General features: G+C 71.2%; 18 protein-coding genes and 1 pseudogene. 11 read left to right on the forward strand and 8 right to left on the reverse strand.

All coding sequences use genetic code 11. The features are described 5' to 3' along the window. Positions 1-3: 3 nt before the first annotated feature. The 8 genes and pseudogenes from H4W31_RS41915 (at position 4) to H4W31_RS41950 (ending at position 6,146) form a co-directional block, all read left to right on the forward strand. The gene (locus H4W31_RS41915; protein WP_318783688.1) at positions 4-354 is read left to right on the forward strand and encodes a DUF6703 family protein; all 351 of its coding nucleotides are present in this window, start codon (positions 4-6) and stop codon (positions 352-354) included. Between the two features lie 180 nt (positions 355-534). Beyond that, entirely contained in the window at positions 535-1,512 is a 978-nt protein-coding gene (locus H4W31_RS41920) for a metal ABC transporter substrate-binding protein (protein ID WP_192771659.1), read from the forward strand. After that, positions 1,509-2,270 carry a metal ABC transporter ATP-binding protein gene (locus H4W31_RS41925; RefSeq protein ID WP_192771660.1) on the forward strand — a complete coding sequence of 254 codons (762 nt, stop codon included), beginning with the start codon at positions 1,509-1,511 and terminating at the stop codon, positions 2,268-2,270. The genes H4W31_RS41920 and H4W31_RS41925 overlap by 4 nt, the downstream gene beginning before the upstream one ends. A 22-nt stretch (positions 2,271-2,292) precedes the next feature. Then, positions 2,293-3,168 (forward strand): annotated as a pseudogene (locus H4W31_RS41930) (metal ABC transporter permease); the annotation flags it as partial. A gap of 277 nt (positions 3,169-3,445) precedes the next feature. Beyond that, the gene (locus H4W31_RS41935) at positions 3,446-3,745 is read left to right on the forward strand and encodes an ArsR/SmtB family transcription factor (RefSeq protein WP_192771662.1); all 300 of its coding nucleotides are present in this window, start codon (positions 3,446-3,448) and stop codon (positions 3,743-3,745) included. Between the two features lie 47 nt (positions 3,746-3,792). Continuing rightward, on the forward strand, positions 3,793-4,200 hold the full coding sequence (locus H4W31_RS41940; protein WP_192771663.1) for a Fur family transcriptional regulator: 408 nt from the start codon (positions 3,793-3,795) through the stop codon (positions 4,198-4,200). 20 nt (positions 4,201-4,220) lie between these two features. After that, a complete protein-coding gene (locus H4W31_RS41945) occupies positions 4,221-4,835 on the forward strand; it encodes a hypothetical protein (RefSeq protein WP_192771664.1) in 615 nt (204 codons plus the stop codon). Between the two features lie 342 nt (positions 4,836-5,177). Continuing rightward, positions 5,178-6,146 (forward strand): aldo/keto reductase, encoded by a 969-nt coding sequence (locus H4W31_RS41950; RefSeq protein WP_318783689.1) that lies wholly within the window; start codon positions 5,178-5,180, stop codon positions 6,144-6,146. 108 nt (positions 6,147-6,254) lie between these two features. Here H4W31_RS41950 and H4W31_RS41955 read toward each other — a convergent pair whose 3' ends face one another. From H4W31_RS41955 to H4W31_RS41970, 4 genes are all read right to left on the reverse strand, one after another. After that, positions 6,255-8,231: an acyl-CoA dehydrogenase family protein gene (locus H4W31_RS41955; protein WP_192771666.1), complete on the reverse strand. Its 1,977-nt coding sequence runs from the start codon at positions 8,229-8,231 to the stop codon at positions 6,255-6,257. Positions 8,232-8,664: 433 nt separating this feature from the next. After that, a complete protein-coding gene (locus H4W31_RS41960; RefSeq protein WP_225945951.1) occupies positions 8,665-9,405 on the reverse strand; it encodes an aldo/keto reductase in 741 nt (246 codons plus the stop codon). A gap of 56 nt (positions 9,406-9,461) precedes the next feature. Further along, positions 9,462-9,917: a nitroreductase family deazaflavin-dependent oxidoreductase gene (locus H4W31_RS41965; protein WP_192771667.1), complete on the reverse strand. Its 456-nt coding sequence runs from the start codon at positions 9,915-9,917 to the stop codon at positions 9,462-9,464. A 35-nt stretch (positions 9,918-9,952) separates the two neighbouring features. Continuing rightward, positions 9,953-10,426, reverse strand: a complete 474-nt coding sequence (locus H4W31_RS41970; protein WP_192771668.1) for a VOC family protein — start codon at positions 10,424-10,426, stop codon at positions 9,953-9,955. An 81-nt stretch (positions 10,427-10,507) separates the two neighbouring features. Between H4W31_RS41970 and H4W31_RS41975 the strand changes: the two genes are divergently transcribed. From H4W31_RS41975 to H4W31_RS41985, 3 genes are all read left to right on the forward strand, one after another. Continuing rightward, positions 10,508-11,284 (forward strand): TetR/AcrR family transcriptional regulator, encoded by a 777-nt coding sequence (locus H4W31_RS41975; protein WP_225945952.1) that lies wholly within the window; start codon positions 10,508-10,510, stop codon positions 11,282-11,284. Positions 11,285-11,426: 142 nt separating this feature from the next. Next, on the forward strand, positions 11,427-12,041 hold the full coding sequence (locus tag H4W31_RS41980) for an RNA polymerase sigma factor (protein WP_192771670.1): 615 nt from the start codon (positions 11,427-11,429) through the stop codon (positions 12,039-12,041). Further along, positions 12,034-12,942 carry a CU044_5270 family protein gene (locus tag H4W31_RS41985; protein WP_192771671.1) on the forward strand — a complete coding sequence of 303 codons (909 nt, stop codon included), beginning with the start codon at positions 12,034-12,036 and terminating at the stop codon, positions 12,940-12,942. The genes H4W31_RS41980 and H4W31_RS41985 overlap by 8 nt, the downstream gene beginning before the upstream one ends. A 51-nt stretch (positions 12,943-12,993) precedes the next feature. Here the strand turns inward: H4W31_RS41985 and H4W31_RS41990 are convergent, their stop codons facing one another. The 4 genes from H4W31_RS41990 to H4W31_RS42005 form a co-directional block, all read right to left on the reverse strand. After that, complete coding sequence (locus H4W31_RS41990; RefSeq protein ID WP_192771672.1) at positions 12,994-13,911, reverse strand: serine hydrolase; 918 nt, start codon at positions 13,909-13,911, stop codon at positions 12,994-12,996. Then, positions 13,904-14,500 (reverse strand): hypothetical protein, encoded by a 597-nt coding sequence (locus H4W31_RS41995; protein WP_192771673.1) that lies wholly within the window; start codon positions 14,498-14,500, stop codon positions 13,904-13,906. The genes H4W31_RS41990 and H4W31_RS41995 overlap by 8 nt, the downstream gene beginning before the upstream one ends. Before the next feature lie 423 nt (positions 14,501-14,923). Continuing rightward, positions 14,924-16,819 carry an EAL domain-containing protein gene (locus H4W31_RS42000; RefSeq protein ID WP_192771674.1) on the reverse strand — a complete coding sequence of 632 codons (1,896 nt, stop codon included), beginning with the start codon at positions 16,817-16,819 and terminating at the stop codon, positions 14,924-14,926. Beyond that, positions 16,816-17,397 (reverse strand): RNA polymerase sigma factor, encoded by a 582-nt coding sequence (locus tag H4W31_RS42005; protein WP_192771675.1) that lies wholly within the window; start codon positions 17,395-17,397, stop codon positions 16,816-16,818. Before H4W31_RS42005 ends, H4W31_RS42000 begins: the two co-directional genes overlap by 4 nt. Positions 17,398-17,467: the final 70 nt, after the last annotated feature.

A 17,467-nucleotide genomic window follows, 5' to 3' on the forward strand; every position in this document is an offset into this window, starting at 1 on the left:
CGGGTGCCTCCTCCAATCGTCGGTCGGCCAGCGGTTCGGGGTGTCGCGCCCGACAGCTCACCGGCCGGAGAATCGATATCTCGTAGAGTCTGTGGGATGCAGCGTACGCAGAGTGTTCTGCTGGTCCGCCTGGCCCGGGCCAATCCGACGTCGGTCTTCCTCGGCGTCCTGGTGCTGGTCCTGGTCGCCCTCTTCGCGCCGGGGATCATCGGTGGGGCACTGCTGCTGGCTCTCGCCGTCGGCCTGGCCGCCCTGCTGATGACCACCTGGCCGGTGCAGACCCCCGCCACCCGGACGATCCGACTGGTGGTCCTGGCCCTGCTGTCCATCGCCGCGCTGACCAAGATCCTCTGACCCGAAACACCGAGATCCTCTGATGGAGCCACCGAGATCCTCTGATCGAACCACCGAGATCCTCTGATCGAACCACCAAGATTCTCTGACCGAACCACCGAGCGGGAACCCGACGTGAAGCACTCTCATGCAAGCATGCGTTTTTGACAATCATTCTCATTGTCGCGGAGAGTGGATGACATGCTGATCCGCTCCGCCCTCCGTACCGTCGCCGTCGCCACCACCGGGCTGCTCGCGCTGGCCGGCGCCGCCGCCTGCGCCGCCGACGGCGCCGGCACCGATCCCGACCGGGTCGACGTCGTCACCGCGTTCTATCCCCTCCAGTTCGTCACCGAGCGGGTCGGCGGAGACGCCGTCCGGGTGACGAACCTCGCCAAGCCGGGCGCCGAGCCCCACGACCTGGAGCTCAACCCGGGCCAGGTCGGCCAGGTCAGCGACGCGGAGCTGGTGGTGTACCTCGCGGGCTTCCAGCCGAGCGTGGACGAGGCGGTCGAACAGCAGGGCGGCGACCGGGCCTTCGACGTGGCGACCGTGCAGCCGCTGCTGGACGCGGCGGCCGGCGGCCACGAGCACGAGGGCGAGGGCGCGGACCACACCGGCGAGGCGGCCGGCGCCGAGGAGGACGCGGAGGGCACCCGCGGCAAGGACCCGCATGTCTGGCTGGACCCCACCCGGCTGGCCGGCATCGGCGACAAGCTCGCCGAGCGGCTGGGCGCCGCCGACCCGGACCGGGCCGCCGACTACACCGCGCGGGCCAAGGCCCTGCGCACCGACCTGGAGACCCTGGATTCCGAGTACGCCCAGAGCCTGCGGACCTGCCAGCGGCGGGAACTGGTGACCAGCCACACCGCCTTCGCCTACCTGGCCCAGCGCTACCAACTGGAGCAGATCGGCATCTCCGGCCTCACCCCGGAGGATGAGCCGGCCCCGCAGCGGCTCGCCGACGTCGCCGCCGAGGCCCGGGAGCACGGCGCCAGCACGATCTTCTTCGAGACCCTGGTCAGCCCGAAGGTCGCCGAGACCATCGCCCGGGAGATCGGGGCGAAGACCGCGGTGCTGGACCCGATCGAGGGCCTGCAGCCGGGCAGCACCGGCGACTACCTTTCGGTGATGCGCACCAACCTGCAGACCCTGAAGACCGCACTGGGCTGCTCATGATCAATTCTGTGGTCTCCGTCGAGCACGGGGTGGTCGCCTACGACAACCGTCCCGTGCTCCGGGACGTTTCGCTACGGGTGACGGCCGGCGAGGTGGTCGCCGTACTGGGGGCGAACGGGTCCGGCAAGTCGACCCTGATCCGCGCCGTCCTCGGCCTGGTGCCCCTCTCCGCCGGTACCGTCACGCTGTTCGACACCCCGCAACGCCGGTTCCGGCAGTGGTCCCGGATCGGGTACGTGCCGCAGCGGATCGGCGCCGGCAGCGGCGTACCGGCCACCGTCGCCGAGGTGGTCGCCTCCGGCCGACTGGCCCGACGGGGCGTACTGCGCCCGCCGGGGAGCGCGGACCGGACCGCGGTGGCCGAGGCGCTGCACGCGGTCGGGCTCGCTGACCGGGCCGGTGACCCGGTGGCCACCCTCTCCGGAGGCCAGCAGCAGCGCACCCTGATCGCGCGGGCGCTGGCCGGCCAGCCGGAGCTGCTCATCCTCGACGAGCCGACCGCCGGGGTCGACTCGGCCAGTCAGGACGCGTTCGCCGAGGCGCTGCGCGGTTTCGTCGCCGGGGGCGGAACGGTGCTGCTGGTCGCCCACGAACTCGGCCCGCTCGCCGCGCTGATCACGCGGGCGGTGGTCGTACACCACGGGGAGATCGCGCACGACGGCGCGGTGCCGGAACCGGCCGGTCATCACGCCGCGCCTGGACACGAGCATGTCCACCCGCACGCGCCGGAGGAATCGGTGGGAATGTGGGGGTCATGAGCGAGCGAAGCGAGGAGGGGTCGTGAGCCTGTTCCAGTACGACTTCATGATCCGGGCCCTGATCGGCGCCCTGGTGATCGGGCTGACCGCGCCGGCGCTCGGGATCTACCTCGTGCAGCGACGGATGTCGCTGATCGGCGACGGGATCGGGCACGTCGCGCTGACCGGTGTCGGGGTCGGCCTGCTGCTCAACCGGTCCCCGGTGGTCATGGCGGTGATCGTCGCGGCGGTCGCCGCCGTCGCGATCGAGCTGATCAGGGAACGCGGGCGCACCTCCGGGGACGTCGCGCTGGCGATGCTCTTCTACGGCGGAATCGCCGGTGGCGTGATGCTGGTGGGACTCTCCGGCAGCAGCAGCAACGCCAACCTGATGGCGTACCTCTTCGGCTCGCTCACCACCACCTCGCCGGAGGATCTGGTAGTGATCGTGGTGCTCGCGGTGGTGGTCCTGGTCACGATGATCACGCTGCGACCGGCGCTCTTCGCGATCTCCCACGACGAGGAGTACGCCCGGGTCTCCGGCCTGCCGGTCCGGGCGCTCAACCTGCTGCTCGCGGTCACCACGGCGGTGACCGTCACCATCGCGATGCGCGCGGTCGGGTTGCTGCTGATCAGTGCCCTGATGGTGGTGCCGGTGGCCACCGCGCAACTCTTCACCCGGGGCTTCCTCGGCACCATGCTCTCCGCGATGGGGCTCGGCCTGCTGGCCTCCGGCTCCGGGGTGTGGCTGGCCGGTACCGCCAACACCGCGCTCGGGGCCACCATCGTGATCCTGGCGATCGGGCTGTTCCTGGTGGTGGCCGTCGGGGTCTCGCTGCGCCGGGCGGTGGGCCGGCGCAGGGCCGTACCGCGACCGGCCGGGCTGGTGGAGCCGTGCGACGTGGTGCTGGAGTCCGCTCGGCGGGCGGCGCTGGACCCGGCGGCGACCCTGTCGGCAGACCGATCGGCCGGCGGATCGGCGGGCGCATCGCCGGGCGGATCCCGGCCGGACGAGCCGACGGTGGACCGCGACCCGGAAGAGGAACTGTCGGCGGGTTCCGGCGGGACGGTGCCCGGTTCGGCACCGGCGCGGCCGGTCGGCGTACTGCGGAAGGGCTGACGCCCGGACGGTGGAATTGACCTTGTGCTCACCGGCCGCCGGGCGGTCTGCCGTTAACATTGGTTACCGTTACGGGATGACGAGCACGAACGGCTACGAGGCCTTTGCCGGCGCTGGAGAGCTGCTTCGTGCCCTGTCCGCACCGATCCGGCTCGCCATCGTCAGCGAACTCGCCGGCGGCGAGCGGTGCGTACACGAACTGGTCGAGCAGCTCGGCGCGCCGCAGCCGCTGGTCTCCCAACACCTGCGGGTACTCCGGGGCGCGGGCGTGGTCCGGGGCTCCCGACGCGGTCGGGAAATCGCCTACGCCTTGGTCGACGAGCACATCGCGCATATCGTGGCGGACGCGGTCAGCCACTCGGGAGAGGCCACATGACGCGGCCCCCGGGACAGGCATCAGACGCGACGCAGCGGGAGGGTGACATGACGACGGCGGACAGCGGCACAGCCCTGCGCAACACCCGCCAGCGCACCGCCGTGAGCGCACTGCTCGCCGAGGTGGAAGGCTTCCACAGCGCCCAGGACCTGCACGCGATGCTGCGTACCCGGGGCGAGCGGGTCGGGCTGACCACCGTCTACCGCACCCTCCAGGGGCTGGCCGACGCGGGCGAGATCGACGTGATGCGACCGCCGGGCGGGGAGCACCTCTACCGCCGGTGCAGCGAGGGACACCACCACCACCTGGTCTGCCGGGCCTGTGGCCGTACGGTCGAGGTGGAGGGGCCGGCGGTGGAGAGCTGGGCCGAACGGGTCGCCGCCAAACACGGGTACGCCGACGTCAGCCACACCCTGGAAATCTTCGGCACCTGCCCGGACTGCGCCCGCCGCTGAGCTGAGGCACGCTGGCCGGCATGAGGATCTATGCCGACCGTGTCCCGACCGCCGCCCGTCAACTCCTCACCGACCTGCTCGTCGTCGCCTGGATCTACCTGTGGATCCGTGCCGCCATGGGGCTGCACGATCTGGTCCAGAAGCTCGCCGTACCCGGACAGAAGCTGGAGGGGGCCGGCGGCGGGCTGGCCGACAACCTCGCCGACGCCGGCGGCAAGATCGGCCGGCTGCCGGTGGTCGGCGACGAGTTGACCAGCCCGTTCGAGCAGGCGGCTGGGGCGGCTCGGGCAATGGCCGACGCCGGCCGGGACCAGCAGGAACTGGTCGGCGACCTCGCGCTCGCCCTCTCGCTGGCGCTGCTGGTCTTTCCGCTCGGAGTGGTACTGCTCGGCTGGTTGCCGCTGCGGCTGCGCTGGATGCGCCGGGCCGCCGCCGCGCGGGCACTGCGGGCCGCGCCGGCCGGGCGGGATCTGCTGGCGCTGCGGGCGCTGGCCACCCAGCCGCTGCGCAAGCTGACCAGGATCGACCCGGACGTGGCCCAGGCGTGGCGGCGCGGCGACGACGCGGCCGTCGACGCGCTGGCCGCACTGGAACTACGCGCCCTCGGGCTCCGGGCCGCGTCGACCCGCCGCTGACGGTCCCGCCTTACCGCCGTCTCACCGTCTCACCGTCTCACCGTCCCGACGTCCCGACGTCCCGACGACAGGCCAGCCAGGGTTCGGAAGCCCGGCGACCACCGACGGCCAGGGTCCGGAAGCCCGGCGACCACCGACGGCCAGGGTCCGGAAGCCCGGCGACCACCGACGGCCAGGGTCCGGAAGCCCGGCGACCACCGACGGCCGGCGTACCCCGTTGGCCAATGCCGGTCCGGCCGGGCAAGAATGTCGGGGCGGACGCCCATGATCGTCTGTCGGTGGAGGTACGCCGCCACACCCCCGCGCCGGTCCGCCTCCGGCGCCCGCGCAGCGAGGAATGTCGTGACTGGAACACCGCACCCGACCGAGGAGTTCCCCCGCCGCCCGCTGGGCGCGACCGGCCTGTCGGTCACGCCGGTCTGCATCGGCGGCGGGCCGCTGGGCAGCATGCCGGACCTCTTCGGGTACGACGTCAGCGCCGATCGCGGCACCGAGACCGCCGTGGCCGCGTTCACCGGCCCGTTCAACTTCCTCGACACCGCCGCCGGTTACAGCGACGGCGACAGTGAAGAACGGATCGGCGCCGCGGTGAAGCGGATCGGCGGCGTACCGGAGGGGTTCGTCCTCGCCACCAAGGTCGACCGGGACTTCGGCACCGGGGACTTCTCCGGCGAGCAGGTACGCCGGTCGGCGCAGGGCAGTCTGCACCGCCTCGGCCTGGACCGGCTACCCCTGGTCTACCTGCACGATCCGGAGAACATCAGCTTCGAGGAGGGCATGGCGCCGGGCGGGCCGGTCGAGGCGCTGCTGGCCCTGCAACGCGAGGGCGTCATCGGGCACCTCGGCGTGGCGGGCGGCCCGGTGGAACTCATGGCGCGGTACCTGCGTACCGGGCTCTTCTCGGCGCTCATCACGCACAACCGCTGGACGCTGGTGGACCAGTCGGCCGGGGACCTGCTCGACGAGGCGATCTCCCTCGGCGTCGGCGTGGTGAACGGGGCGCCGTTCGGCGGCGGCATCCTGGCCAAGGGCACCGCCACCTTCACCAAGTACGCCTACCGGCAGGCCGACGACGAGGTGCTGCGCCGGATCCGGGCGATGGAGGAGGCGTGTGCCGCGCACGACGTACCGCTCGCGGCGGCGGCGTTGCAGTTTTCCACCCGCGACCCCCGGATCACCTCGACCATCGTCGGGGTGTCCCGCCCGGAGCGGATCGCCGAAACCGCGCGGCTGGCCACCTGGGACATCCCCGAGGAGCTGTGGGAGACCCTGGCTCCACTCGCCGCACCGAAGGAGTTCTGGCGCTGGTGAGCGACCCGGATCGCCGGTCCCCGGCACCCTGCCGCACTTGACGCCGGGGTCGACCTCGACGGCCGTCCTGGGCGGCCTTCCCGACAGGGCGCCCAGGACGGGGTCCTTTCAGGGCGGCGGGATCCGTCGGCGTACGTCCTGCGCGGTCGACGGGCCGGGCTGCCAGGGCGCCACCCACGGGTGGTCGTCGGGCGGGGTGATCACACCGGACTCCAGGAACGCGTACCGGCCGGCGAGGATCCGCTTCGCCGCCGCCGCGTCGACGGAGTCGGTGTTCTCCCACAGCGCCCGGAACAGCGCGGCCACCCGTACCCGGGCCTGCCGGCAGAACAGGTCGGCCAGTTCGACGCCCTCCGGCCGGGTCTCCCGTTCGGCGTGCGCCCGTACGCAGACCGCCGACATCGCGAACAACTCCGCTCCGATGTCGACGATCCGGCCGAGGAATCCCTGCTTACGCTCCAGTTTTCCCTGCCACCGGGACATCGCCCAGAACGTCGACCGGGCCAGTTTGCGGGACGCCCGCTCGACCTGCCGCAGGTGGCCGGCGAGGACGCCATACTCGGCGTACCCGCCCGGGTTCTGGCCGCGACCGACCGCGAGCGACGGCAGCCACCTCGCGTAGAATGCACCGGCCTTCGCCCCGGCCCGGACCTTGCGGCCGAGTTCGGCCTCCGGGTCGATTATGTCGCCGGCCACCGACAGGTGGGCGTCGACCGCCTCCCGGGCGATGAGCAGGTGCATGATCTCGGTGGAGCCCTCGAAGATCCGGTTGATCCGCAGGTCGCGCAGGATCTGCTCGGCTGCGGCCGGGCGCTCGCCCCGGGCGGCCAGCGAGTCGGCCGTCTCGTAGCCGCGCCCGCCCCGGATCTGGATCAGTTCGTCGGCGATCTGCCAGGCCATCTCGCTGGCGTAGAGCTTGACCAGCGCCGCCTCGATCCGGATGTCGTTGGTGTCGTCGTCGGCCAGCAGGCAGCAGAGGTCGAGCATGGTCTCCATGCCGTACGTGGTGGCGGCGATGAAGGCCAGCTTGCTGGCCACCGCCTCGTGCTCGCCGACCGGCCGACCCCACTGGACCCGGTCGGCGGCCCACTCCCGAGCCACGTTCAGCGACCACTTGCCGGCGCCGACACACATCGCCGGCAGCGAGAGCCGTCCGGTGTTCAGCGTGGTCAGGGCGATCTTCAGACCCCGTCCCTCGCCACCGATCACGTTCTCGGCGGGTACGAGCACGTCGGAGAAGCGGGTCACGCTGTTCTCCAGCCCGCGCAGTCCGAGGAAGGCGTTGCGCCGCTCGACGGTGATCCCCGGCGAGTCGGCCTCGACGACGAACGCGGTGATCCCGCCGCGCCGGCCCTCGGCCTTCGGCACCCGGGCCATCACCACCAGCAGGTTCGCCACGCTGCCGTTGGTGGCCCACAACTTGACCCCGTTGAGCCGGTACCCGGTGCCGTCCTCAGTCGGCTCGGCGATGGTGCCCAGCCGGGCCGGATCGGAGCCGACGTCGGGCTCGGTGAGCAGGAACGCCGACACCTCACCGGCGGCGAGTCGGGGCAGGAAGCGCTGCTTCTGCTCGTCGGTGCCGAACATCTTCAGCGGCTGCGGCACCCCGATCGACTGGTGTGCCGAGAGCAGCGCACCGATCGACGGGTTGACCGAACCGGCCAGCATCAACGCCCGGCAGTAGTGCAGGTTCGACAGGCCTAGGCCGCCGTACCTCTCGTCGATCTTCATTCCGAAGGCGCCGAGCCGGGCCAGTCCCTGGAACACCTCATCGGGAATGTGCGCGTCGCGCTCGATCGCGGCACCGTCCACTTCGGTCCGGACGTACGTGCCGAGCCGGTCGAGGAACTCCTCCGCCTTGGCGGCGCGTTCGGGATCTGCGGTCGGCCACGGGTCGATCAGGTCGAGCCGGAACCGGCCGAGGAAGAGTTCCTTGCCGAAGCTCGGCTTGCCCCACTCGGACTCCCGGGCCGCCTCGGCGACCTGCCGGGCCTCCCGCTCGGTGACCTGACCGGCCTCTTTCGGCAGTGGACCGACTCCGTCGGATCCGTCCGCCGCCGACCTGCTGTGCTCCGTTGTGGTCACGGCAACCCCCTCGGCTACAACTGCTGGCCTGAGGTGTGAGGAAGGGCCCCCGCATATCGTTTTCTGTTGTAGCGGGGGCCCTTCCTCACACCTCAGCGGGTACGGACAACGCTACGCCGATTTGTTACCCGTCGGTAGCGCGAGTTATGCCAAGCGCGCAGCTCCGCCGGATGCGGGTCACCGCCGGATGCGGGTCACCGCCGGCCCTTCCACTGACGCCAGCCGCCAGCCGCGCTCGGTGACCTGGACACCAGAGGCGCTATCGGTTGGCCATAACGCCTCTGGTGTCCAGGTGAGGGCGGTCGCAGGTCGAACTCCTCCCGAGGTGAGCGCCGCAGGCCGAACGGGTGAAGGGCGGCAACCCCCCGACTGGGGGGCGGCCGAGGCGAGGCAGTGCCGGTGGGCGCACAGGCTGGGCAGCCGGCAGTCTTCGTCACGGACACCTGCCGCCGGCCGAGCCGGGCCGAGCCCACATAGCCGGCCCAAGCAGCAACGATCCCAGCCCCAGCCCCAGCCCGAGCCGGCGACAGTGACAGCGACAGCGACGACGGCGACAAGCGACAAGCGGCAACGGCGACGGCGACGGCGTCAGGTGACCGGCTGGGCGGCGCCGTTCCAGACCGGCGGGGCGTACCCGGCCGGCTTGTCGCCGATGCCGAGACCCCGGGTTCACGATCCACGACTGGTACTCCGGGGTGAACATCGAGTACCCCCCCGCCAACCGCACGGCGCTGGCCTCGTCGAGCCGGCGGCGCGCATCCGACGGGATCTCGAAGTCGAGCGCGGCCATGTTGCTCGCCAACTGCTCGGGGCTGCTCGCCCCGATGATCGCCGAGCCGACGCTCGGTCGAGTGGCCACCCAGTTGATCGCCACCTGGGCCATGCTCCGGCCCAGCTCGGCCGCGACGCCTTCCAGCACCTCGATCACCCGCCACTCCCGCTCGCCGATCGGCCGCTGGTGCCCGCCCGGCGCACCGAGCCGGCCGTCGCCGGCCAGACCGTCGCCGGTCCGCCGGTACTTGCCGGTGAGCAACCCGCCACCGATCGGGCTCCACGCGGTCAGCCCCAACCCCAGAGACTGGGCCATCGGTACGAACTCCGGTTCGACGCCCCTGGCGATCAGCGAGTACGGCAACTGGAGGCTGATCAGCGGAGTTCCCGGCCGGCGACTCAACCCGGCCCGACCGGCACCGGCCTGATCGCCGGCCAGCCCGACGCCCCGCCGGATGATCAGGCCTGGCCGCCCCTGCGGGGGTGCAGCCGGACGACCGGGATGTCGCGCGAGGTCTTCTGCTGGTACGCGTCGTACGGGGCGAACACCTCAACCAGATGCGGCCACACCCGGGTCTTCTCCTCGGGCAACAGCCTCTCCGCGCGGGCGGGGAAGCGATCCGCGCCCACCCGCAGTCGTACGTCCGGGTTCTCCGCGACACTTCGAAACCACAGCGGATGCGCGTCGCCGCCACCGTTGGACGCGACGACCAGGTACGACTCGCCGTCCCGGCCGTAGATCAGCACAGTGCGGTGCCAGCCGCCACTGCGCCGGCCCCGATAGTCCAACAGGAGACACGGCGCCCCGTTCACGGTGGTTCCCTTCGTACCGCCGGACTCCTCGTACACCTGCGCCTGCCTGGCCACCCATTTGACCGGACTGATTCTCACCACCTCGTCGGACGCGTCCGACATGCTTCCACCTCTCCCGCTCCCCGACCGGCTGACGGCTAGGCCCCGGCCTGAGCGGCGGGAAACCACTTCTCCCGTACGGCCGCGAATCCGTCGTCAGGTTGCCCGTCCGCGATCGGCTGGGAGAACTCCCAGACGTAGCCAAACGGATCGACACATTCGAAGACCCGGTCGCCCCACGCCTCGTCCATCGGCTCGCACGTGATGGTGCATCCGGAGCCTCGGCAGTACTCGTAACTCGCGTCGAGGTCATCCACGCCGAGACCGATCGCCACGCCGAGACCCCGGGGCCCGGCCTGGGTCTGCCGTTCACGCTCACTGTCGGCAAACGGCATGCCCCGGAGGGCGTCGACGATCAGGTGGACCTCTCCCCGTTGCAGGATCGTCATCACCGGGCGACCCTCCGGATCCGGCACGGTCCCCACCTCGTCGAACCCGAACCCACGGTAGAACCGTGCGGCCTGGTCAACGTCGGTGACCCGCAGTCCCACCCGGAACGCTGCTGCTACCACGTCGCCTCCCTCATCTCCGAATTTGCGTATGCCATACGCAAACTGATTTGGGTACGGTATACGCAAACAAGGGAGATGTCCATGCCCGGTGCATCCCAGGGCCCCGGTGACCCGGCCCGGACCTTCGAACTGCTGTGGAACCTGCGGGAGCACTCCGGTCGGGGTCGTCCGTCGGGGCTCACCGTCGAACAGATCACCACCGCCGCGATCGAGGTCGCCGACTCCGTGGGCCTGAACGACCTGTCGATGCGCAGCGTCGCGGAACGCCTCGGCGTCGGCACCATGTCGCTGTACCGACACGTACCCGGCAAGGAGGAGCTGCTCGACGTCATGATCGACCGGGTCAGCGCCGAGGTCGTCCGCCGGAACGAGGACGGTCACGGCGACTGGCGGTCACGGCTGGAGCAGGTCGGCAGGGCCAACCGCGCGATGTTCGAGCGCCACCCCTGGCTGCTGCGGCTCTTTCCCCGGCGACCGCCGCAGGGACCGGGCGTGATCGCGAAGTACGACGCCGAGCTGCGAGCCGTCGAGGGAATCGGGCTGACCGACGTCGAAATGGATTCAGCTCTCGCCCTCGTACTCGGATACGTCCGGGACGCGACCGCGCGGCTCCTGGAGTGGAAGACCGTCTCCGAGCGGACCGGGCAGAGCGACGACGAGTGGTGGAGCACCGTCGCGCCGCTGCTGGACCGGGTGCTCGACCGGGAGCGGTACTCCCTCGCCGTCCGGGTCGGCACCTCGGCCACCACGCACTACGAGGGAGTTCACGACCCCGAGCACGCCTACGAGTTCGGCCTGCAACGCGTCCTCGACGGCATCGAGTCGTTCGTGAACGGCAACAGCCGCCGCTCCGGCTAGGCCGCGCGCCATCGGCCGCGACCCCACCGCCGGCTGACCGCCCGCCGGCCCCCGCACGCCGACATCGGAGCCGGGTCGTGAACTGTTTTCCCGCGGCCTGCGGATAACAGGCGATGATGCCCTGCTCCACGAAAGGCCGTGCATGAATCGTCTAAGACGGGTCAAGGCTGTCGACGTCAGTACGCTGACCGACGCGGCGGTCATCGAGCGGTCCGTCCGGGATCCCGAGAGCTTCGCGGTGATCTTCGACCGGCACGCGCCGTACATCCATCGCTACCTGGCGCGGCGGCTCGGTGCCGGAGTTGCGGACGACATGGTCGCCGAGACGTTCCTGGCGGCGTTCCGTCGTCGGGAGCGTTTCGACACCGCCCACCCCGACTCCCGGCCGTGGCTGTACGGGATCGCCACCAACGTCGTCAGCCAGCACCGGCGCGAGGAAGAGCGCGAATACCGGCTGCGGCAGGCGTACGTCCCGGCGACGAGCGAGGCGTCGCACGCCGACCGGGTCGCCACGGTGGTGACCGCGCAGTCGCTGCGCCAGGTGTTGTTCGGTGCGCTGGCCGGGCTCTCCTCCGGCGACCGCGATGTACTGCTGCTGGTCGCGTGGGAGGAGTTGACCTACGACGAGGTGGCCACGGCACTGGCGATCCCGGTCGGCACCGTCCGTTCACGACTTCACCGCGCCCGCAAGCTGCTCCGCGCGGGACTGGGCGGCGACTCCACCAGCACGATCGAGGAGGCACTGAGCAATGGATGATCTGCGACTGCTCCAGCAGGCGGGTCGGGAGATTCCGCTGGCAACCCCCGACCAGTTGGCGCCGGCCCGTGACCGGCTCCTGGCCGCGATGACCACCACGCCCGCCACGCCCACGACGATCCGACGCGAGGCCCGCCGGGGCTGGCGGTTCGTGTTCGGCGGTGTGGCGGCGGCGGGTGTTGCGGCGGCGATCGTCTCGGTACTCGTGCTCGCTCCCGATCGGGTCGGCGGTGACCTGCCGGCAGCCAGGGCCGACGCCAGCCAGGTGCTGCGGAACGCGGCGGCGGCGGCGCTCCGGCTGCCCGACGCCACCCCTCGCCCGGACCAGTTCATCTACACCCGGACCCAGGAAGGCAAGGAGACGCGCGAGAGCTGGCTGTCGGTGGACGGGACCAGGGACGGCCTGGTGAGAACGGCCTCCGCCGACGGCGGTAGCAATTCCGTCCTTCCCGGCTGCCGGGACGGACGGGCCGCCGTGGTGAAGGGCGACCAGGTGCTTCCAGGCCGGACCGAACCGTGCACCCTGGAACCCGGGTACCGCTCCGACCTGCCAACCGACGCGGCTGCGATGGGGGCCTATCTCACCGAGAACCGCAGCGGCGAGCCCGGTTCGGTGAACTCCGCCGGCAAGGACGTGTACTACTTCGCCGGAGCCTACCTACGACCACGGACACGCGCCGCACTGTACGAGGCCGCGGCGACGGTACCGGGTCTACGCGCCGTCGAGAACGTCACGGACGGCGCCGGCCGGCCGGGCATCGGAATCGCCTGGCCGTCAACGGGCCGATCGGGCGAGATGATTCTCGTCTTCGAGCCCGAGAGCTACGCCTTCCTCGGCGTCTCGGGAGCGTCGGCGGTGCTGGACCTCGCCGTCGTGGACAAGGTCGGGCAGACCGGCTGACCTCCCGTACCCCCATGGGGCGGGCCGCCACGGGGCGGCCCGCCCGGCGGCTCAGGAGGGCACCGTAGCGGATCCGGGTACGCGGCGCAGTTCGGTAAGCGCGTACCGGGCCACTCCCTCCACCACCGTGATCCCCGCCGACTGGCTCGCGTGATGATCGGAGAGGACGGCAATCAGCCAGTCCCGCCCCGGTTCGGTGATCCGCCCGACGCTGTTGACCAGCCAGCGCCCCTGGTCGGCGTCGACGGTCGTCCAGCCGTTCTTGACGTAACTCGCCGTACTGTCCGGCCCGGCCGCAGCGGTGATGCCCCACCGCTGGTCCCGTCGAACCTGGCGCATGAAGCCGAGCAGCAGGGCGCGGCTGTCGCCGGTCAGTGGGCTGCCCGGGGTGACGATCGACGCCAACAGCCGGAGCTGGTCGGCGGCGGTGGTCGTCGTCATCCCCCAGCTCGGATTCGGCGTGGTCGCCCGCAGCCCGAGGGTACGGTTCGCGGCGGTCAGCCCGGCGCGGTAGCCGATCGTCTGCCACAGGCTGCTCGCCGCGTCGTTGTCACTGGCCACGATCATCGATCGGGCGAGTTGCCGCTCGGTCTGGCTGAGTTCTCCACCCTGTGTCTGTCGGCGCAACAGCAGCGCCGCGAGGATGTCGACCTTGACGATGCTGGCGGTCTGGAACCGCCGGGTGCCGACGGTGACTTCCAGGCCCGTCACCTGGTCCCGTACGGCGAGCCCGATTCGACCACCGATCTCCTTCAGGTGCTTCTCGAGCCGAGCCCTTGCGATGGCCTGGTGGTCCGGGGTCGGGCTGGGCCGTACCGGCGTCGCGGTCGGTCCCGGTACCACCGGTGTGGCGACGCTCGGATCCGCCCACCGACGGGCCAGCCCGGTGCCGAGTACGCCGAGACCGGCCAGTGCGGTGGCGGCCGAGACGAGGACCTCCCGCCGCCCCAGCCCGCGCCGGTTAGCCAAGGAGATCGCCCAGTTTCGCCGCCGCCGCGTACGCCGCCTGCTCGTCCACCGGATCCGGAAAGGTCAGGGTCGAGAGCCGGTCACCACGGCGTACGGTCACGAAGAGCATCACCCTGGCCGGCGCCCCGGACGACTCGATCCGTCCTCGGACGAGCAGCGCGTCCTCGGTCGGGAAGTCCGCCTCGACCACCGCGAACGAGAGTGCTCCGCCCAGGACCGGATACTCCGCGCAGGTCCCGACGACCCGTCGCACGTCCGTGATGGCCCGCGCCGCCCAGCCGGGCTCGTACGCCTCGACGACGTGTGTCGCGATCAGGCTCGCCTGCCCATGCTGGTAGCGGCGCTGCACCGCGTCCCGTCGGTACCCCTGTGCCGGATAGTCCTCGTTCCGGTAGGCCGGGCAGTCGGCCTGCAGCCACGGCCAGGGCGGCTTCTCCGGCGGGGACGGGGTCTCCCGCCATCCTGCCCCGAGCCAGCTGGGCGGAAGCAGGGCCGCGTCGAGCGCGCCCGTTCCAGTGGCCGCCGTCGGCTGCACGGGAACGGGTGCCGCCGTCGGCTCCAGGGGAACGGGCGCTGCCGTGGGCTCCACGGGAACGGGTGCTGCCGTCGTACCCCCGGATCCTGGAGCTGGCTCCCGACCGCATCCGGCGGTCGACGTGGCGACCCCCAGCGCGGCCGCCAGCAGGATCGCCCTGGCCCACGGCCTGGCCTGCCATGACCGGTCAGCCGCCACCGGCGGCCCTACGCGAAGTGTCACGCCTTAACGACGGCGGCAGCGGACGGCGGGGTTGCGCGCCGTGGGAATACTCTCGGCCGGGCTACTCGGCTTCAGGGCCGGCGGACCGGCCGGAACGCTCGATTTCAGGGCCGGCGGGACCAGCCGAAATACTCGATCTCGGGGCCGGCGGACCGGCCGGGCTACTCGCCGCAGGCTCGTTCACGGGCCCTCGCGGGCCGTTCGAGCCGGTGGGCGTCTGCTAGCCCGGCCGGTCCCTCCCCCCGGCCCCCCGGGCTATCCCGTCGCGGCCCGCAGCCCGCGCTCCGGATCGGCGTAGTCGGCCTCGGCCGGGGCCGACACCGGTCGGTGCGGGGTGTTGACCGGTTTGGGCTTTCCGACCAGGTACCCCTGGGCGAAGTCCACCCCGTAGTCGCGGAGCAGGTTCATCGTCACCTCGTCCTCGACGTGCTCGGCCGCGGTACGGATACCCAGTGCCCGACACATGTCGACGATCGACCGCACGATGGTCCGGTTCGCCGCCGAGTGCTGGATACCGGAGATGAACTCGCCGCCCACCTTCACCAGGTCCACCGGAAAGTAGGTGAGGAAGGCGAACGGGACGTACCCCGACCCGAAGTCGTCGAGGGCGAGCTGGCAGCCGATCTCCCGGATCCCGTGCGCGAAGTTGTGCGCCTCGGTCAGGTTCGCGATCCGCGCCGTCTCGGTGATCTCGAAGGTGAGCTGGCCGGGATCGACGTCATAGTGCCGGATACTGCGTTGGACGTGCTCGAGCAGATGCGGGTCCCCGAGCGACCGGCTGGACAGGTTCACCTGGTAGTGCGAGGTGTGCGCTCCCCGGGCGATCAGTTCCATGGTGCGGTCGATGACCCACCGGTCGATCGGCAGTACCTCGTCGATCCGCTCCGCGTCGCCGAGCAGGGTCGACGCCGAGTGGGCCTTGCCGCCCTCGTCCATCAGCCGGAGCAGGATCTCCTGCCGGGTGATCTGGTTGAGCCTGAGGTCCAGGATCGGCTGGGTGTAGAGGGTCAGCCGGTCGTCGGCGAGGTACGCCCGAACCCGGTTGCGGCAGATCTCCCGGCGCTCGTCGGCGGGCGCCGGCTGGTCCAGCGCGACACACGGAACGCCCGACTCCCTGGCCTGGCGCCAGGCCGTCTCCGCGTCGACGAGCAGGTCGATCCCCCGCGTCTCGTCCCGGCCCTGGTAGCGGACCAGACCACCGACCGCGTCGAGCCGCAGCCGGGCCTGTCCGACCACGAAGGGTTGGGCCCGGATGCCGTCCACGACGGCCTCGGCCAGCGCGGCCGCCGAGTCGAGAGTCGTCCGGTGCATCAGCACACCGAACTCGCCGAAGCCGGTACGGCCGCAGACGTCCGCGCGCCGGGCGGCCCGACGGACGACCGTGGCCACCGCCGAGGCGAGCCGGTCCTGGTCGTCGGTGCCGGTGCCGCCCGCCGGAGCCACCGGCTCGACGGCCACCACCAGGAGTACGCCGGAGCCGGCCCGCGACGCGGTGTCGATCTCGTCGGCGAACCGCTGCCGGCTGAGCAGACCGGTGGCCGGATCACGCCCGGCGAGTTCGGTCCGCACGGTCTCCCGACGCCGGGCCAGCCGGACCCGTTCCTGCCGGGCCAACTCGATTTCGGTGATGTCCTGCCCGGTGACGACGATCCCGTACGGGCGGTTGTCCCCGTCGACGACGAACTCGACGTGACAGTGCACGTACCGGGTGACCCGATCCGGACGCACCACCCGGTACGTCGTCTCCTTCACCGTCCGCTCCCGCCACGCGGCCTCGACGGTCCGGCGTACCTCGGTGGCGTCGTCGGGATGGATCAGCCGGGTCAGCAGTCGGATCGAGGGTCGGACCGTGCCGGGCGGATAGCCGAAGATCAGCGACATCTCGTCCGACCAGGTCAGCTCCTCGCTGGCCCGTACCCAGGTGAGGGTGCCGAGCTTGGCGAGTTGGGCCGCTCGGCTGATCCGCGCCGCCTCGTCGACGTCGGGCGCCAGCGGGTCCCGTAGATCGATGTCGTCGATCAGGTCCCGCCCCTCGGAAACCGCGCGCTGGTACTCCTGCTGGACCCGACGGGTGGACCGCCGGGCCCGGGCCCGTTCCAACTGGCTCAGTGTCTGGTTCGAGGCCAGCGCGAGGATGTCGTCGAGGTTCATCCCCGCCCCCGTTCCGCCGGCGACTCGAATCCCGCCTGCTGCGCGAGTTCCTTCAACCGGCGCCGAGCCTCCTGTCGGTAGGCGCGTACCGTGTTGTAGGCGATGCCGAGCACCTGGGCGATCTCCAGATCGGACCAGCCGTCGAAGGCCATCGTGAAGACCTCCGCCTGGCGCGGCGGCAACTGTGGCAACCAGCCGCGCAGCAGCTCCCGCGCCTCCGCGGAGTCGGCCGGCTCGGCGAGGCGTTCCGGCGGCACCTCCTCCAGGCACAGCTCCACGTCCTGGCGGTACCGTCGCCGCAGGACCAATAATTTGTACCGCGCGGTCTTGTACATCCAGGCCAGCGGCTTCTCGTAGTCGCGGATCTGCTCCCACTTGTCCCGGGCGGTGATGAACGCTTCCTGTACGGCGTCCTCGACCAGCCCACGGTCTGCGCACTGGCTCGACAGAAAGCGCTCGACCTGGACGATGTTCTGCTGACAGAACTCCTCGAAGCTCAGATCCGGCTCCGTCTGCCCCCGGTCCCCCAACCGGGCGGCCGACTCGGCCCGCACCATCGCGTTGTCCCCACTCCTCATGCCGCCACCTCGCTGCGCTCGGCGTCGTCATGAGATCTCAACCTGAGCCAACCGATTCGCTCGCTGCGCT

This window comes from Plantactinospora soyae, assembly GCF_014874095.1.
Classification (GTDB): Bacteria; Actinomycetota; Actinomycetes; order Mycobacteriales; family Micromonosporaceae; genus Plantactinospora; species Plantactinospora soyae.

Bases quoted from the DNA above. Each gene is read 5' to 3' on its own strand.
- H4W31_RS41945 (WP_192771664.1), top strand. From the start codon at position 4,221: ATGAGGATCTATGCCGACCGTGTCCCGACCGCCGCCCGTCAACTCCTC.
- H4W31_RS42000 (WP_192771674.1), bottom strand. From the start codon at position 16,819: ATGAACCTCGACGACATCCTCGCGCTGGCCTCGAACCAGACACTGAGC.
- H4W31_RS41920 (WP_192771659.1), top strand. From the start codon at position 535: ATGCTGATCCGCTCCGCCCTCCGTACCGTCGCCGTCGCCACCACCGGG.
- H4W31_RS41965 (WP_192771667.1), bottom strand. From the start codon at position 9,917: ATGTCGGACGCGTCCGACGAGGTGGTGAGAATCAGTCCGGTCAAATGG.
- H4W31_RS41925 (WP_192771660.1), top strand. From the start codon at position 1,509: ATGATCAATTCTGTGGTCTCCGTCGAGCACGGGGTGGTCGCCTACGAC.
- H4W31_RS41975 (WP_225945952.1), top strand. From the start codon at position 10,508: ATGCCCGGTGCATCCCAGGGCCCCGGTGACCCGGCCCGGACCTTCGAA.
- H4W31_RS41985 (WP_192771671.1), top strand. From the start codon at position 12,034: ATGGATGATCTGCGACTGCTCCAGCAGGCGGGTCGGGAGATTCCGCTG.
- H4W31_RS42005 (WP_192771675.1), bottom strand. From the start codon at position 17,397: ATGAGGAGTGGGGACAACGCGATGGTGCGGGCCGAGTCGGCCGCCCGG.
- H4W31_RS41980 (WP_192771670.1), top strand. From the start codon at position 11,427: ATGAATCGTCTAAGACGGGTCAAGGCTGTCGACGTCAGTACGCTGACC.
- H4W31_RS41935 (WP_192771662.1), top strand. From the start codon at position 3,446: ATGACGAGCACGAACGGCTACGAGGCCTTTGCCGGCGCTGGAGAGCTG.
- H4W31_RS41940 (WP_192771663.1), top strand. From the start codon at position 3,793: ATGACGACGGCGGACAGCGGCACAGCCCTGCGCAACACCCGCCAGCGC.